Raw genomic sequence first — 15,556 nt, 5'->3', positions numbered from 1 at the left:
CCGGGGGCGGGGAAGCGCATCATGAAGGGGCGTTTCCGGGACGAGGCTACGCCGGCCGAGCCGGGCCATCGTCCCGAGGGACCGACCCAGCCATCGTTACAAGGCCCCAGATCAAGATGATGTGCCGGCTTGTGCGGTGCCCTTTCACGGAAGTTATTCGACAACCACAGATTCGGCGATCACTATGCAATTCTGCGTAGTCTTAGTCATTGGTTAATTTTACCGTCTTCCCGAATACAGCTTGAACCATCGGCAACTTGACGGCCTCCTGCACGTCGAAGGAAGGCGCGCTGCCGGGCAGCCCGCGTCCCTGTCCGTGCAGCGTATCTTTCCGAGGACTCCCGTCATGACCGCGCCGGTCGCCCGAACCGCCTTCCTGTCCGCCACCCTTCTCGCGACCGCGTTCCTGGCGAGCCCCGCCCTGGCGGGCGGCGGCTGCTTCAGCAGCGAGTGCTATCGCCGCGTCACCACCCCGCCGGTGTTCGACACCGTTTCCGAGCAGCGCCTCGTGGCGCCGCCGCGCACGGTCTACCGCACCGTGCCGCCGGTCTACGACACGGTGTCGGAGCGGGTGCTCGTGGCCCCGGGGGGCCGCCGTTGGGAGACGCGTTACGACGCCTATGGCCAGCTCGTCGGCTGCTGGGTGACCATTCCGCCGCAATACGCTGTGCGCACCCGCCGGGTCCTCGTGCGTGAGGCTCAAGTGATCCCGGAGACGGTGCCTCCGGTCTATGCGAGCTATCAGCGCCGGGTGCTGGTGCAGCCCGCCCGTTCCGCGTGGGTGCCCGCCGGCCCCGCCTATGGCGGCCCGGGCCCGATCGGCGCGATCGGCGCCGGCATCGGCTCGATCCCCGACGCGATCGGCATCGCCGGCGCCTCCTCCGCGGATGTCGCCGTCGGCCTCGGCTTCTCCACGGGCAGCGTCTACGACGGCTACTGACAGCGACCGGACTTGTTCACGGCCCCGGAGGCAGCCGTCTCCGGGGCCGTCTTGATTCGAGGGGCCGCCGCCGTAGCTCACCCCGCAGAAAACGGGAGGATACGATGGCGACGTTCAAGGCCTGGGTGGTCGAGAAGGGCGAGGGCGGCCAGAGCCTGGCCTTCAAGGATTTCGACGAGGCCGACTTGATGGACGGCGACGTCACCGTCCGCGTCACCCATTCCGGCCTGAACTACAAGGACGGCCTGGCGATGACCGGCCGGATGCCGGTGGTGCGCCGCTTCCCGATGATCCCCGGCATCGACTTCGCCGGCGTGGTCGAGCGTTCCGAGCATCCCGATTACAAGTCGGGCGATGCGGTGGTGCTCACCGGCTGGGGCGTCGGCGAGACGCATCTCGGCGCCTATGCCGAGCGCGCCCGGGTCAAGGGCGACTGGCTCGTGCCCCTGCCGGAGGGCCTGAGCCCGGCCCAGGCCATGGCGATCGGCACGGCGGGCTATACGGCGATGCTCTGCGTGATCGCCCTCGAAGCGCACGGTCTTTCCCCCGAGGCCGGCCCCGCCGTGGTCAGCGGCGCGGCCGGCGGCGTCGGCTCGGTCGGCGTCTCCCTGCTGGCCAGGGCCGGCTGGCATGTCTTGGCGGTGACCGGACGTGGGGACGAGGCGGAATACCTGAAGGGCCTCGGCGCCGCCGAGATCCTCGACCGGGCGGAGCTTGCCGCCGATCCGAAGCCGCTCGCCAAGGAGCGCTGGGCGGCGGGCATCGACACGGTCGGCTCGAAGCCGCTCGCCAACTTGCTCGCCATGACTAAGGCCGGGGGGGCCATCGCGGCCTGCGGCAACGCCGCCGGCATGGACCTGCCCTCTTCCGTCGCCCCCTTCATCCTGCGGGGCGTCTCCCTCTTCGGCATCAACAGCGTGACCACGCCGCAGGGGCCGCGGCGGGCGGCCTGGGCACGGCTCGCCCGGGATCTCGACCTCGACGCCCTCGCCCGCATGACCACGACGGTGGGGCTGGAGGAGGTCGGCCGGCTCGGCGAGACGATCCTGGGCGGCAAGGTGCGCGGGCGCACGGTGGTCGCGATCGCTTGATCGGCACCGGCGCGCCCAAGCGGAACCGTTCTCCTAGCATCCGTGTTGCTCATCGTATGAGCATTGCATTCGTCCGTGAGAAAGAGGGTGGCGAGGCGTTCGAGGATCTGCCCGACCGCCCCCTCTCGCCGCACACCAATTTCGTGACCCGGGAGGGGCTCGCCCAGATCGAGGCGGAAGTTGCCCGCCTGGAAAAGGAGGCCTCGGCCCTCGACCCCGAGGACAAGGCGGAGAATGCCCGCGTCTCCCGCGATCTGCGCTACTGGTCCGCCCGCAAGAATTCCGCCCAGCTGGTCGAGGATGTCGAGGGCGATACCGTGCATTTCGGCGCGACCGTCACGGTGATCCGCGAGGACGAGACCGAGCAGACCTTCCGCATCGTCGGCGAGGACGAGGCCGATCCCGCCAAGGGCTCGATCTCCTACGTGGCGCCGCTGGCCCGGGCGATCACCGGCAAGAGCGTCGGCGACGTGGTCGAGGTGAACGGCCAGGAGGTCGAGATCACGGCGATCAAGCGGTAGGCTGCCGCCCCTCCAGGCGGCTGCGCAGGGGCACCATCGCCTCCGCGAAGACTTCCATGAAGGCCCGCACCCGCGCGGCGTGGCGCAGATCGGGGTGCGTGAGGATCCAGAGGCTCGAGGCGAGCTCCGGCAGGGGCTCCGAGAGCCGGCGCAGGCCCGGATGCCCGTCGCCGCTCATGCAGGGCAGCGGCCCGATGCCGAGGCCGGCCGCCACCGCCTCGCGCAGGCCCAGCACGGTGTTGGTGCGCAGCGCGATCCGCTCCGGCGGGGCCCGCCCCGTCACGAAGCGCCCGAAGGCGCCCCCGCCGACCCCCTCCCCCGGGCAGACCCAGTCCCGCCCCTCGACCGCAGGTCCGTCGGCCTCCCGGCCGTAGAGCGCCCAGGCGATGCCGGCGAGCCGCCGCCCGAACAGGGTCGGCGTCGGCTCGTTGGTGGCCCGGATCGCCACATCCGCGTCCCGCCGGGACAGGTTCAGGGCCTCCTCCGCCACGACGAGATCCACCTGCACCGCCGGGTAGAGGCTGCGGAAGCGGGCGAGAACCGGGATCAGCAGATCGGTGGCGAGGGTCGCCGCCGCGGTGACGCGCAGTTCGCCCGCCAGCGTCTGCGTCTTGCCGGCCAGCTCGCGGCCGAAGCCGACGACGTCGGCCTCCATCCGCGCGGCCGCCGCGATCATCGCCGCGCCGGCCGGCGTCGGCACGTAGCCGGAGCGGTGGCGCTCGAACAGGCGTGCATCGAGGGCCTCTTCGATCGCCGCAAGGCGCCGGAAGGCCGTGGAATGGTTGATGCCGAGATGGGCGGCCGCCTGGGTGAGGCCGCCGCGATCGGCCACCGCCTTCACGAGGCGGAAATCGTCCCAGGGCAGCGGCATGTCGGACCTTTGCAAAACGGCAAGGTCGTTCTTGCAGAGCGGGGCATTTTCGCAAGGCCCGAGAGAGGCGATGTTGCCGCCACAATCGTCTTCAAGGAGAGGCCACGATGGCGAAGATTCTGGTGCTGTACTACTCGTCCTGGGGCCATGTGGAGCAGCTCGCCTACGCCGCCGCCGAGGGCGCCCGCGAGACCGGCGCCGAGGTGGTGGTGAAGCGGGTGCCCGAGCTGGTGCCGGACGAGGTCGCCAAGCAGTTCCACTACAAGCTCGACCAGGGGGCCCCGATCGCCGACCCGAACGAGCTTGCCGAGTACGACGCGATCATCTTCGGCACGCCGACCCGCTTCGGCAACATGGCCTCCCAGATGAAGCAGTTCCTCGACCAGACCGGCGGCCTCTGGGCCAAGGGCGCCCTCGTGGGCAAGGTCGGCTCGGTCTTCACCTCGACCGCCTCCCAGCATGGCGGCCAGGAGACGACGCTGACGAGCTTCCACACCGTGCTCCTGCATCATGGCATGGTGATCGTCGGCCTGCCCTATTCCTTCCCCGGCCAGACCGGCCTGGAGCAGGTGAAGGGCGGCACCCCCTACGGCGCCACCACCATCTCCGATGCCGACGGCTCGCGGCAGCCCTCGCAGGTCGAGCTCGACGGGGCGAAGTTCCAGGGCCGCCACGTTGCCGGCATCGCCGCCAAGCTGGCCGGCTGAGCGGGGCATCCGCGCGGACAAGAAAAAAGGCTCGCATTGCTGCGAGCCTTGGAAGGAGAAAGGCCATTGGGGGCTGAACTGGCCTTCGTGATCGGACAACCCCCAGGCCCCTGACCGGTTCCACGGTCGATGCAAAAAAGTTCAGCGAGGCGCAGCGGCTCGGGCGAGCCGGTCGTTGATCGCCTCGCCGAGCCCCTCCGCCGGGATCGGCGCCACGGCGATGGTGCCGGCTCCGCTCGCATCGAGCCGCCGCAGGCTCTCGAAGAGTTGTGCTGCGGCCTCGGCGAGATCGCCGGAGGCGCTGAGATTCACGACGGCCCTGGCCTGATCGAGGCCGGGCAGGTCGGCCCGGCCGAACAGGAGCGCCGCCTCGCCCGGCCGGATCTCCTCCGCATCGAGCCGCACGTGCGCCTCCGGGGCGTAATGCGAAGCCAGGAGGCCCGGCCCGATCGGGCGTTCGCCGTCCCCGCCGCTCTCCACATCGCAGCCGAGCACCCGGGCGAGCGCCGCGCGGGTGACGCCCCCCGGGCGCAGCAGGCGGGGCGGGCCGCCAAGGCAGGCGACGACCGTCGATTCGACGCCGATGGCGCAGGCGCCCCCGTCGAGCACGGCGGCGATGCGGCCGTCGAGATCGCCGAGCACATGCGCGGGCGTGGTCGGACTCACCCGGCCGGAGCGGTTGGCCGAGGGGGCCGCGATCGGCCGCCCGGCCTTCGCGATCAGTGCCCGGGCGAGGTCGTGGCCCGGCACCCGCAGGGCCACGCTCGGAAGCCCGGCCCGGGCAAGGTCGCAGACCATCCCCGAGGCGAGGGCCGGCACCACCAGCGTCAGCGGCCCGGGCCAGAACGCCGCAGCGAGCCGCGTCGCATGCGCGTCGAAGGCGCCTTCACGGCGCGCCGCCGCCGCGTCGGGCAGATGGGCGATCAGCGGGTTGAAGCGAGGCCGCTCCTTGGCGGCATAGATGGCGGCGACAGCCTGCGGATCCGTCGCGTCGGCGCCGAGCCCGTAGACCGTCTCCGTCGGCAGCGCGACCAGGCGGCCGGAACGGAGCAGGCCGGCGGCCGTCTCGATGCCGTCCGCATCGGCGGTGAGCCGCAGGGTCGCTTCGCCTGCGGACGCGATTGACCCGGGTTCGTTCATATGTGAACTATCTTCCCTGACATCGGAGCGGGCGTAGCGAGGCGCCGACTTCGATCGTATGAAGCGGCAGGCCGTAGCCGTCCGTGCGACGCGCCGTCAAACGTCGGGGTCGCGCAGAAGTCCGCGGCACCCGCTTCATATCCTGGGGAGGATCGGATGACCTATCGCGCGCCCGTGGCGGAGATGGTCCACACCCTGCGCAACGTCGCGGGGCTCGACGCGATCCTCGCGCAGTCCGGCCAGGAGATGACCCCGGAGGACGTGATCGCGATCCTCGAGGAGGCGGGTAAGCTCGCGGGCGAGCGGATCGCGCCCCTCAATCGGGTCGGCGACCGCCACGGCACGCCCCTGAAGGACGGTGCGGTCACGACCCCGCCGGGCTGGAGCGAGGCCTATCACGCCTTCGTGGAGGGCGGCTGGAACGGCCTCGGCGCCCCGGTCGAGCAGGGCGGCCAGGGCCTGCCCCATCTCCTCGCCGCGGCCTGCACGGAGATGTGGAACGGGGCAAACCTCGCCTTCGGCCTCTGCCCGCTGCTCACCGCGGGCGGGATCGAGGCGCTCTCGGCCCACGGTTCGGAGGCGCTGAAGGACCGTTACCTCGAAAACCTCGTCACCGGCGAATGGACGGCGACCATGAACCTGACGGAGCCCAATGCCGGCTCCGACCTCTCCGGCATGCGCACGCGGGCCGAGCCGAACGGCGACGGCAGCTACCGCATCACGGGCAACAAGATTTTCATCACCTATGGCGAGCACGACCTCGCCGACAACATCGTCCACCTTGTCCTCGCCCGGCTGAAGGATGCGCCCGCGGGCACACGGGGCATCTCGCTCTTCGCCGTGCCGAAGATCCTGCCCGATGGCAGCCGCAACGACCTGCGCTGCTCGGGGATCGAGCACAAGCTCGGCATCCATGGCTCGCCGACCTGTTCCATGGCCTTCGGCGACCAGGGCGGTGCCATCGGCTGGCTGATCGGCGAGGAGAATCGCGGGCTCGCCTGCATGTTCACGATGATGAACTCGGCGCGCCTCAATGTCGGGCTGCAGGGCGTCGGCGTGGCCGAGGCCGCCACCCAGAAGGCCCTCGACTATGCCCGCGAGCGCCGCCAGGGCCGCGCGCCGGGCGCCTCGGAGCCGGTGAGCGCCATCGTGGCCCATGCGGACGTGCAGCGCACGCTCCTGACCATGAAGGCCTATACGGCGGCGGCCCGGGGCATCTGCTACCTCACCGCCGAGGCGCTCGATGCCGCGGAGGGGCCGGAGGGCAAGGCCGCCTTCGAGCGGGCTTCCCTGCTCACCCCCGTGGCCAAGGCCTTCTCCACCGACATCGCCAACGAGGTCACCTCCCTCGGCGTGCAGGTCCATGGCGGCATGGGCTTCGTCGAGGAGACCGGCGCGGCCCAGCTGATGCGCGATGCCCGCATCCTGGCGATCTACGAGGGCACCAACGGCATCCAGGCGATCGATCTCGTCACCCGCAAGCTGCCGCTGAGCGGCGGCGACACGGTGCGCCGGCAGATCGCCGGTTTGCGCCGGATCGCGGAGGCGCTCCTGAAGGAAGGCTCGCCCGCCTTCGGCCACGCCGCTCCGCGCCTGCGCGACGCCATCGGCAGCCTTGACCGGGCCACGAGCTACCTGCTCGGGGCGCTGGCCTCGAACCGTCCCGAGGAGGCGCTCCCCGGCGCCACGCCGTATCTGCGTCTGTTCGGCCTGGTGCAGGGCGCCGGCTGCCTCGCGACCGCCGGCCTCGCCTCGGCCGCGGCGCTGAAGGCGGGCGAGACCGAGCCGGCCCATGCCGCCCGGATCGCGCTTGCCCGCTTCTTCGCCGAGAATCTGCTGCCGGCCGCCTCTGGCCTGGAGCAGGCCATCCTGGAAGGCGGCGGCTTCGCGGACGAGGCCGCGACGGTGCTGGCGGTCTGAACCCGGCTCGGCGGCATCGGAGAGGGCGAGATCCGGTGACCGGCGGATCTCGGGTGAGGCGGATCGTTCGAGGGCCTGAACCATGACAGACGCGATCACCATCCAGGACGCCCCCGGCGGGGTCCGCCTGATCGGGTTCAACCGGCCCGAGAAGAAGAACGCCATTACCGGTGCCATGTACGACGCCATGCGGGCCGCGCTCGAAGAGGCGGATGCCTCCGAGGCCGTCGGCGCCGTGGTCTTCGCCGGGATGCCGGGGGTGTTCAGTGCGGGCAACGATCTCGCCGATTTCCTGGCGGGTGCCCGCGACAGCTTCCTCGACGCGCCGCCGCTGCAGTTCATCCGCCAGCTCGCCCGCACCCGCACGCCGATGGTGGCGGCGGTGGATGGCATCGCGGTCGGGATCGGCGCCACCCTGACCCTGCATTGCGATCTCGTCTTCGTCGGGTCCTCCGCGCGTTTCCGCATGCCCTTCGTCGAGCTCGGCCTCGTGCCGGAGGCCGCCTCCAGCTACCTGCTGCCGCGCCGGGTCGGCCGGCTCAAGGCCACGGAGCTGCTGCTGCTCTCCGAGCCCTACGATGCCGATGCGGCGGTGGCCCTCGGCCTCGCCAATGCCGTGATCCCCTCCGACATGCTGGTCGAGCATGCCCTCGCCCAGGCCGCCCGCCTCGCCGCCCTGCCCCGCGGCGCGCTCGCCGCCTCGCGGGCGCTGATCCGCGGGGATCAGGCCCAGGTCGAGGCCGCTCTGGAAGCGGAGGCGCAGGCCTTCGAGGCGCGGCTGCGCGCGCCCGAGGCGCAGGCGGCCTTCCGCAGCTTCCTCGCCCGCTCGGCCAAGCCGGGTTCCGCCGCGTGAGCCCGCCCGACCTGCGGGGAAAGGTCTGCCTCGTTGCCGGCGCCTCCCGCGGCGTCGGCCGCGGCATCGCCCGGGGGCTCGGCGAGGCGGGGGCCACGGTGATCGTCACCGCCCGCTCCAGCGAGACCGGGCCGCGCACGGAATCGCGCCCCGAGACCATCGAGGACACTGCCCGGGCGGTCGACGCGGCCGGGGGCGAGGGGCATCACTATCTCTGCGACCATGTCAGCGAGCGGGCCGTCGACGAGCTGGTCCGCTGGGTCCTGCGCCGCTTCGGCCGCATCGACGTCGCCGTGGCGAGCGTCTGGGGCGGCAACGAGGGCTATGACGGCGAGCGCTATCCCGACGGGGCCAGCTGGGGCGCCCCGTTCTGGCGCCGCTCGGCCGAGCCCTTCGCCGGCTTCCTCGGCGGTGGTCCCTATCCAGCCCTGCTGCTCGCCCGCGCGGTGGCGCCGGCCATGGTCTCGGCCCGGCGCGGGCTCCTCGCCTTCGTCTCCTTCGGGACGCAGGAGAGCTATCTCGGCGACATCTACTACGACCTCGCCAAGGCCACGACGAACCGGCTCGCCTTCGCCTGCGCGGCGGAGCTCGCACCTCACGGGGTCTGCGCCCTGAGCCTGTCGCCGGGCTTCGTCGCCACCGAGCGGGTGCGCGAGACCGGGCAGGAGGCGTTCGCCACCGAGAGCCCGCTCTATGCCGGCCGGGCCGCGGCGGCGCTCGCCGCCGACCCGGAGGCCCTGCGCCATGCCGGGCAGACGCTGCACGTCGCGGACCTCGCCCGCACCTACGGCTTCACCGACGCGGACGGCACGCAGCCGGAGCGGTTCCGGATCCAGGGGACATGACCATGGCCAAAGATCTTGCCGGCAAAACGCTGTTCATCACCGGCGCCTCCCGGGGCATCGGCCTCGCGATCGGCCTGCGGGCGGCCCGCGACGGCGCCAACGTCGCCATCGCCGCCAAGACCGCCGAGCCGCATCCCAAGCTGGAGGGCACGATCCACACCGCCGCGGCGGCGATCGAGGCGGCGGGGGGCAAGGCCCTGCCGATGGTCGTCGACGTGCGCGACGAGGAGGCGGTGAAGGCGGCCCTCGCCCGGACGGCCGAGACCTTCGGCGGCCTCGACATCGTCGTGAACAATGCGAGCGCGATCTCGCTGACGCCGACGCCGCAGACCGACATGAAGCGCTTCGACCTGATGCACGGGATCAATGCCCGCGGCACCTACATGGTCTCGAAATACGCGATCCCCTATCTCCAGAAGGCGGAGAACCCGCACATCCTGATGCTCTCCCCGCCCCTCGACATGGCGGAGAAATGGTTCGCGCCGCATCTCGCCTACACCATGGCGAAGTTCGGCATGTCGCTCTGCGTCCTCGGCCTCGCGGGCGAGCTGCGGCCCGCCGGCATCGCCGTCAACGCCCTGTGGCCACGCACCACCATCGCCACCGCGGCGGTGAAGAACCTGCTCGGTGGCGACGCGCTGATGCAGGCGAGCCGGACGCCGGAGATCATCGCCGATGCGGCCCATGCCGTCTTCGTGAAGCCCGCTCGCACGTTCACCGGCCAGTTTCTCATTGACGACAGCTTCCTGGCCGGGGAAGGCGTCACGGACTTTTCAAAATACCGCGTCACACCCGGCGTCGCTCTTGCGCCGGACTTCTTCGTGCCGGATGCGAGCATACCGCCGCGCGACGCTCTCGCGTAGCCTCTCCACCCGAGACTGCCTTTGATCTTCATCCACCAGCCCGTCGCCGGCGCCAGCCAGATGATCCTTGAGCGCCGTCCGCTCGAATTGCAGGAGGCCATCCCCGAGGATTCGATCTGGATCGACATGGTCCGGCCGACGCGGGAGGAGGATCTCAAGGTCGAATCCTTCCTCGGCATCACGGTGCCGACGCGGGAGGAGATGAAGGACATCGAGCCCTCCGAGCTGCTCTATGTCGAGGCGGGCGCCCGCTACATGACGGGTCGGGTGCTCTCCAAGGTGATCGATTCGGACGAGCCGGGGCTCGCCGGCATCACCTTCATCCTGCGCGAGAACCGCCTCGTCACCGTGCGCTACGAGGATCCGCAGGCCTTCCGGATGTATACCCAGCGGGCCGGGCGGGCGACGGGCAACGGCCCGGCCATCGCCGCCACCGGCGAGACCATCCTCGCCGGGCTGATCGAATCGGTGATCGACCGGGCGGCGGACGTGCTGCAGCTCCAGGGCGAGCGCATCGACCGGCTGTCGCGCAAGATCTTCGAGGAGAAGGGCGATCCGACCACCCGCAACACCGCCCTGCAGGAGACCCTGCGGGCCCTGGGCCGCCACGGCGACCTGATCTCGAAGCAGCGCGAGAGCCTGGTCTCGATGGAGCGCATCCTGCTCTCCCTCTCGGCGACCTACCGCACCAACAAGGCGCCGCGGGAGCTGCGCGAGGACATCCGCTCGACGCTGCGCGACCTCCAGTCCCTGGAGGAGCACGCCACTTTTCTCTCGGCGAAGATCCAGTTCCTGCTCGACGCGACGCTGGGCCTGGTCAATCTCGAGCAGAACAACATCATCAAGCTGTTCTCGGTCATGGCGGTGGTCTTCATGCCGCCGACCCTGATCGCCTCGATCTACGGCATGAACTTCAAGGCCATGCCGGAACTCGAATGGAGTTACGGCTACCCGCTCGCGGTCGGCATGATGGTGGTGGCCGCGGTGCTGCCTTACGTCTTCTTCCGCTGGAAGCGGTGGCTGTGAGTCGACCGTCGGAAATATAAAGCTAATACGACAGGCGCGGTGACCAAAAATTAAGCGAGACCCGGAAGGGTTGTACCGGAGCCGCCATAACGCGCGGCTGCGGATCGCTCCCTATGCGCCTCTCTCTCAAGGCCGTCCTCGTCGCTTCCATCGGCGTGCTCGCCCTGGCTGCCTCCGGCCAAGGCGTCGTCAGCATCGTCAAGCTGTCCGAGATCGAGGCCAATGCCTCGGCGGTCAAGGACAACTGGCTGCCCTCGGTCAGCGTGCTGGGGGCGATGAACACCGCCGTGCGCGACACCCGGGTCAAGCTCTACCGCCTGGTGACGGCCTCGGACGACGACCGGATCCTCGCCGAGAATCGCAAGGGGCTGGAGACCAGCCTCGGCAAGCTCGCCGCCCTGCGCGCGGCCTACGAGCCGCTGATCAACTCGCCGGAGGAGCGGGCGCTGTACAAGGACTTCTCGGAGGCCTGGGCGCTGTACGACAAGGGCCAGGCGCGGGTGGTGGCACTCATGCAGGCCGGCGACAAGGCGGCGGCCTTCGAGCTCCTGAAGAGCGCCGAAATGGCCCGTCTCAACAACGGCGCGATCCAGATCCTGCAGAAGGACGTGGACATCAACAGCCGGGGCGCGACGGCGACCATCGACGCCACCGTCAACGAGGCGATCACCGCGAAGTTCGCCGCCTATCTCGGCATGGCCATCGCCATGCTGGCGGCGCTCGGCGCCATGCTGTTCGCCTGGTTCGGCATTTCCCGGCCGATCGAGCGCATGACCGCCGCCATGGGGCGGCTTGCCGGGGGCGACGCCACGGTCGCGGTGCCCGGCCAGACCCGGCGCGACGAGATCGGCGCCATGGCCGCGGCGGTGCAGGTGTTCAAGGAGAATCTCCTGCGGACGCGCGCCCTTGAAGAGGAGACGGCACTGGCGCGGGCGGGTGCGGAGGCGCAGCGCAAGGCCGGGATGCAGGCCATGGCGGCGGGGTTCGAGGCGGCGGTGGGGGGCATCGTCGGGCAGGTCTCGTCGGCGGCGACGCAGCTTCAGGCGACCGCCCAGGCGATGACGGCGACCGCGACCCAGACCGCGGGCCAGTCCTCCAGCGTCGCGGCGGCGGCGGAGGAGGCGGCGGCCAACGTCAACACGGTGGCCGCGGCGGCCGAAGAGCTCGGCTCCTCGGTGCAGGAGATCGGCCGTCAGGTCGACGGCTCGGCGGCTCTGGCCCAGGCCGCGGTCGGCCAGGCCGACCAGACGGCGGCCCTGGTGCGCGAGCTCTCGGACGCCGCCGCCCGGATCGGCGACGTGGTCGGCCTGATCTCGACCATCGCCGGCCAGACCAACCTGCTGGCGCTGAACGCCACGATCGAGGCGGCCCGGGCCGGGGAGGCCGGCCGCGGCTTCGCGGTGGTGGCCGCCGAGGTCAAGGAGCTCGCCAGCCAGACCGCCCGGGCCACCGACGAGATCTCGGCCCAGATCGGCCGGATCCAGGGCTCGACCGACCAGGCGGTGGCGGCGATCGGCGGCATCGCCGACCGGATCCGCGAGATCAGCGGGGTCGCGACCTCGATCGCCGCGGCGGTGGAGCAGCAGGGCGCGGCCACGCAGGAGATCGTGCGCAACGTGGCCCAGGCCTCGACCGGCACGGCCGAGGTGACGACCAACATCAGCGGGGTGGCGAACGCGGCGGAGGAGACGGGCGCGGCGGCCAACCAGGTGCTGGGCGCCGCCTCCGAGCTCTCGCGCCAGTCCGAGCGCCTCTCATCCGAGGTCGCCCACTTCCTGGACACCGTGCGCGCCGCCTGAGCGCGGAAGAAACCCCTCCCGCTCTGCGCTCTCCGGCGCGTTCGGCAGAGCGCTTGAACTGCGCGGGACGGGCCCGCGCTTTCAAGCGCTACAACACCTTCGGCAGGGCCGATGCGAGCAGGGCGATGCCGGAAGCGGTCAGGAGGCCCAGGACGAGCTTGCGGAAGGTGGTGTCGCCGAGGCCGACATAGGCGCGGGTTCCGAGGAAAGTCGGGATCAGCATGGCGGGCAGCACCACCGCGAAGGCCGGCAGCATGGTCGGGGTGACGAGGCCCGTACCCAGATAGGTGAGCATCGTCACGAGGAGCATCGCGAGATTGAAGTTCTGGATGACCGCGCGCTGAACTTCCCGCTCGTAGCCGCGCAGGGTGCACCAGAGCGTCGGCAGCGTACCGGTGAAGCCGCCGAGGCCGCTGAGCAGGCCTCCGCCGAGCCCGACCAGCGAATCCGCCAGCCGGCCGCCGACGGTCAGTCGCGGACCATCCTTCGCGACGAGCATGGCCGGGCACCAGACGACGAGCAGGGTGCCGAGCATGACCTTGAACAGCTCGATGTCGAGCCGGGGCAGCAAGGCGACGCCCAGGGGAATCCCGGCCAGTCCGCCGAGCACGAAGGGGGCGAGGCGGCGCAGGTCGAACCCACGCCGCACGGTGAGCGCGGCGACGATCTGTCCGGTCAGGGCGCCCGACACGGCGAGGGGTGCCGCGAGCTTCGGGTCGATCACCCAGGCCCAGACCGACATGGCGACGAGGCCGAAGGCGAAACCCGAGAGGCCCTGGACGAAGCCGGCGAGCCCTGCCCCGAAGGCGAGGATCAGATAGTCCGAGAGGGACATGGACCCTGTTTCCGCTCGCGTGCCGTCCCGCTCAGATTCAGCCTCTCAGGCCGACTCGATGAGGTGAAATTCGGGGATCGGGCACGAAAAAGGGGCGCCCTGCGGCGCCCCTCTGGTTCGACCTCGACGGCGTCTCAGCCCTGAGGCTGCGGCTCCAGGCCGCCGTCGCTCTCCCGAGGCCGGCCGCGACCGGCGGAGGGGACGGGCGAGCCGCGGGCCGGGGTCGGCGGAACGTCGCCGGAATCGCGCACCGGAGGCTCGCCCTGGAGCAGCTTGCGGATCTCGTCGCCGGTCAGGGTCTCGTATTCGAGCAGACCCTGGGCCAGGGCCTCGAGATCCTCCTGATGCTCCCGCAGGATGCGGCGGGCATCCTCCAGGCCGGTCTCGACGAGGCGACGGACCTCGGCGTCGATCTTCTGGGCCGTCGACTCGGACACCGTCTGCTGGCGGCCCATCGACATGCCGAGGAAGACCTCGTCGTTGTTGTCGCCATAGGCCACGGTGCCGAGCTCGGGCGAGAAGCCCCAGCGGGTGACCATCATCTTGGCCAGACGGGTCGCCTGCTCGATGTCCGACTGGGCACCGGAGGTGACCTTGTCGGGGCCGAAGGTCATCTCCTCGGCCACGCGGCCGCCCATCATGATGGCGAGGCGCGAGGTCATCTGCTCAAAGGACATCGAGAGCTTGTCGCGCTCGGGCAGCTGCATGACCATGCCGAGGGCGCGGCCGCGGGGGATGATCGTCGCCTTGTGAACCGGATCGGTCGCCGGCACGTTGAGGGCGACGATGGCGTGGCCGCCCTCGTGATAGGCGGTGAGCCGCTTCTCGTCCTCGGTCATGACCAGGGTGCGCCGCTCGGCGCCCATCATGACCTTGTCCTTGGCATCCTCGAATTCGTGCATCGTGACGATGCGCTTGCCGCGCCGCGCCGCGAGCAGGGCGGATTCGTTGACGAGGTTCATCAGGTCGGCGCCGGAGAAGCCGGGGGTGCCGCGGGCGATGGTCTTGAGGTCGACGTCCGGGGCGAGCGGGACCTTGCGGACATGGACGCGCAGGATGCGCTCGCGGCCGGTCACGTCCGGGTTCGGCACCATGATCTGGCGGTCGAAGCGGCCGGGACGCAGCAGCGCCGGGTCGAGCACGTCGGGGCGGTTGGTCGCCGCGATGATGATGACGCCCTCGTTGGCCTCGAAGCCGTCCATCTCCACGAGGAGCTGGTTGAGGGTCTGCTCGCGCTCGTCGTTGCCGCCGCCGAGGCCGGCGCCGCGATGACGGCCGACCGCGTCGATCTCGTCGATGAAGATGATGCAGGGCGCGTTCTTCTTGGCCTGCTCGAACATGTCGCGCACGCGGCTGGCGCCGACGCCGACGAACATCTCGACGAAGTCCGAGCCGGAGATCGTGAAGAACGGCACGTTGGCCTCGCCGGCAACCGCGCGGGCGATCAGCGTCTTACCCGTGCCGGGGGGGCCGACGAGCAGCACGCCGCGGGGGATGCGGCCGCCCAGGCGCTGGAACTTCTGCGGATCGCGCAGGAACTCGACGATCTCCTGAAGGTCCTCCTTGGCCTCCTCGACGCCGGCGACGTCGTCGAAGGAGACGCGCCCATGCGCCTCGTTCAGGAGCTTGGCCTTCGACTTGCCGAAGCCCATGGCCCGGCCGGCGCCGGATTGCATCTGGCGCGAGAGGAAGATCCAGGCGCCGATGAAGACGAGGATCGGCAGCCAGCTCACGAGAAGCTGGATGAACCAGGGGGTGTTGTCGGAGGGCGGGCGCGCGGTGATCTGCACGCCCTTGCTCTGGAGCTTGGAGACCAGGCTCGGATCGTTCGGGATGTAGGACGTGAAATTGCCGCCGCCGACATAGGTGCCGCTGACGTCCTGCCCGGAGATCACGACAGACTGGATCTTGCCGGAATCCGCGTCGTTGAGGAGCTGGCTATAGGCGATCTCGCTTCCGCCGCCGCGGTGACCCGGATTCTGGAACAGGGTCACCAGGGCGAGAACCAGAAGGAAGATGACGACCCAGAGGGCAAAATTCCGGAAGTTCGGGTTCATCGATCGGTCCTGGGAGGCGTGCGAGCATCATCCCGCGGCTGCGGGTCGGCTCCACGCGCTCGTCGCCAATGTAGGCGTCGCCCAACCC

At 70.5% G+C, this 15,556-nt stretch carries 14 protein-coding genes; 10 read left to right on the top strand and 4 right to left on the bottom strand.

The window, feature by feature from the left end; translation table 11 throughout:
* The first annotated feature begins 346 nt into the window (after window positions 1-346).
* The 3 genes from MMB17_RS15320 to greA all read left to right on the top strand — a co-directional run bounded on the left by MMB17_RS15320 (window position 347) and on the right by greA (window position 2,552).
* Window positions 347-940, top strand: a complete 594-nt coding sequence (locus tag MMB17_RS15320) for a hypothetical protein (RefSeq protein ID WP_238313000.1) — start codon at window positions 347-349, stop codon at window positions 938-940.
* A 104-nt stretch (window positions 941-1,044) separates the two neighbouring features.
* Window positions 1,045-2,031, top strand: coding sequence for an acrylyl-CoA reductase (NADPH) (gene acuI / locus MMB17_RS15315; RefSeq protein ID WP_241099381.1), 987 nt, complete (start codon window positions 1,045-1,047; stop codon window positions 2,029-2,031).
* Window positions 2,032-2,087: 56 nt separating this feature from the next.
* Window positions 2,088-2,552 (top strand): transcription elongation factor GreA, encoded by a 465-nt coding sequence (greA, locus tag MMB17_RS15310; RefSeq protein WP_238313004.1) that lies wholly within the window; start codon window positions 2,088-2,090, stop codon window positions 2,550-2,552.
* Here greA and MMB17_RS15305 read toward each other — a convergent pair.
* Window positions 2,542-3,423: a LysR family transcriptional regulator gene (locus MMB17_RS15305; protein ID WP_238313005.1), complete on the bottom strand. Its 882-nt coding sequence runs from the start codon at window positions 3,421-3,423 to the stop codon at window positions 2,542-2,544. The two genes, greA and MMB17_RS15305, sit on opposite strands and share 11 nt — an antisense overlap.
* A gap of 107 nt (window positions 3,424-3,530) precedes the next feature.
* Between MMB17_RS15305 and wrbA the strand changes: the two genes are divergently transcribed.
* Complete coding sequence (wrbA, locus tag MMB17_RS15300) at window positions 3,531-4,130, top strand: NAD(P)H:quinone oxidoreductase (protein ID WP_241099380.1); 600 nt, start codon at window positions 3,531-3,533, stop codon at window positions 4,128-4,130.
* 141 nt (window positions 4,131-4,271) lie between these two features.
* Here wrbA and MMB17_RS15295 read toward each other — a convergent pair whose 3' ends face one another.
* Window positions 4,272-5,270, bottom strand: a complete 999-nt coding sequence (locus MMB17_RS15295; RefSeq protein WP_241099378.1) for an L-threonylcarbamoyladenylate synthase — start codon at window positions 5,268-5,270, stop codon at window positions 4,272-4,274.
* A gap of 156 nt (window positions 5,271-5,426) precedes the next feature.
* On the opposite strand from MMB17_RS15295, the gene MMB17_RS15290 reads away from it, so the two are divergent.
* The 6 genes from MMB17_RS15290 (at window position 5,427) to MMB17_RS15265 (ending at window position 12,576) form a co-directional block, all read left to right on the top strand.
* The gene (locus tag MMB17_RS15290; RefSeq protein ID WP_241099377.1) at window positions 5,427-7,190 is read left to right on the top strand and encodes an acyl-CoA dehydrogenase family protein; all 1,764 of its coding nucleotides are present in this window, start codon (window positions 5,427-5,429) and stop codon (window positions 7,188-7,190) included.
* An 82-nt stretch (window positions 7,191-7,272) separates the two neighbouring features.
* On the top strand, window positions 7,273-8,043 hold the full coding sequence (locus MMB17_RS15285; protein ID WP_241099376.1) for an enoyl-CoA hydratase-related protein: 771 nt from the start codon (window positions 7,273-7,275) through the stop codon (window positions 8,041-8,043).
* Window positions 8,040-8,888, top strand: a complete 849-nt coding sequence (locus MMB17_RS15280) for an SDR family NAD(P)-dependent oxidoreductase (protein WP_241099374.1) — start codon at window positions 8,040-8,042, stop codon at window positions 8,886-8,888. Before MMB17_RS15285 ends, MMB17_RS15280 begins: the two co-directional genes overlap by 4 nt.
* On the top strand, window positions 8,885-9,751 hold the full coding sequence (locus MMB17_RS15275; protein WP_241099373.1) for an SDR family oxidoreductase: 867 nt from the start codon (window positions 8,885-8,887) through the stop codon (window positions 9,749-9,751). The genes MMB17_RS15280 and MMB17_RS15275 overlap by 4 nt, the downstream gene beginning before the upstream one ends.
* Window positions 9,752-9,772: 21 nt before the next feature.
* On the top strand, window positions 9,773-10,777 hold the full coding sequence (locus tag MMB17_RS15270) for a magnesium transporter CorA family protein (RefSeq protein ID WP_238313020.1): 1,005 nt from the start codon (window positions 9,773-9,775) through the stop codon (window positions 10,775-10,777).
* 113 nt (window positions 10,778-10,890) lie between these two features.
* The gene (locus tag MMB17_RS15265; RefSeq protein WP_241099372.1) at window positions 10,891-12,576 is read left to right on the top strand and encodes a methyl-accepting chemotaxis protein; all 1,686 of its coding nucleotides are present in this window, start codon (window positions 10,891-10,893) and stop codon (window positions 12,574-12,576) included.
* An 88-nt stretch (window positions 12,577-12,664) separates the two neighbouring features.
* Here MMB17_RS15265 and MMB17_RS15260 read toward each other — a convergent pair whose 3' ends face one another.
* Window positions 12,665-13,411 (bottom strand): sulfite exporter TauE/SafE family protein, encoded by a 747-nt coding sequence (locus tag MMB17_RS15260; RefSeq protein WP_241099370.1) that lies wholly within the window; start codon window positions 13,409-13,411, stop codon window positions 12,665-12,667.
* A gap of 134 nt (window positions 13,412-13,545) precedes the next feature.
* Window positions 13,546-15,468: an ATP-dependent zinc metalloprotease FtsH gene (ftsH, locus tag MMB17_RS15255; protein WP_241099369.1), complete on the bottom strand. Its 1,923-nt coding sequence runs from the start codon at window positions 15,466-15,468 to the stop codon at window positions 13,546-13,548.
* Window positions 15,469-15,556: the final 88 nt, after the last annotated feature.

Origin of the sequence: Methylobacterium organophilum, assembly GCF_022533465.1 — a bacterium.
GTDB classification, from domain to species: domain Bacteria; phylum Pseudomonadota; class Alphaproteobacteria; order Rhizobiales; family Beijerinckiaceae; genus Methylobacterium; species Methylobacterium organophilum.
This window is presented reverse-complemented; position numbering and strand designations above follow the sequence as displayed.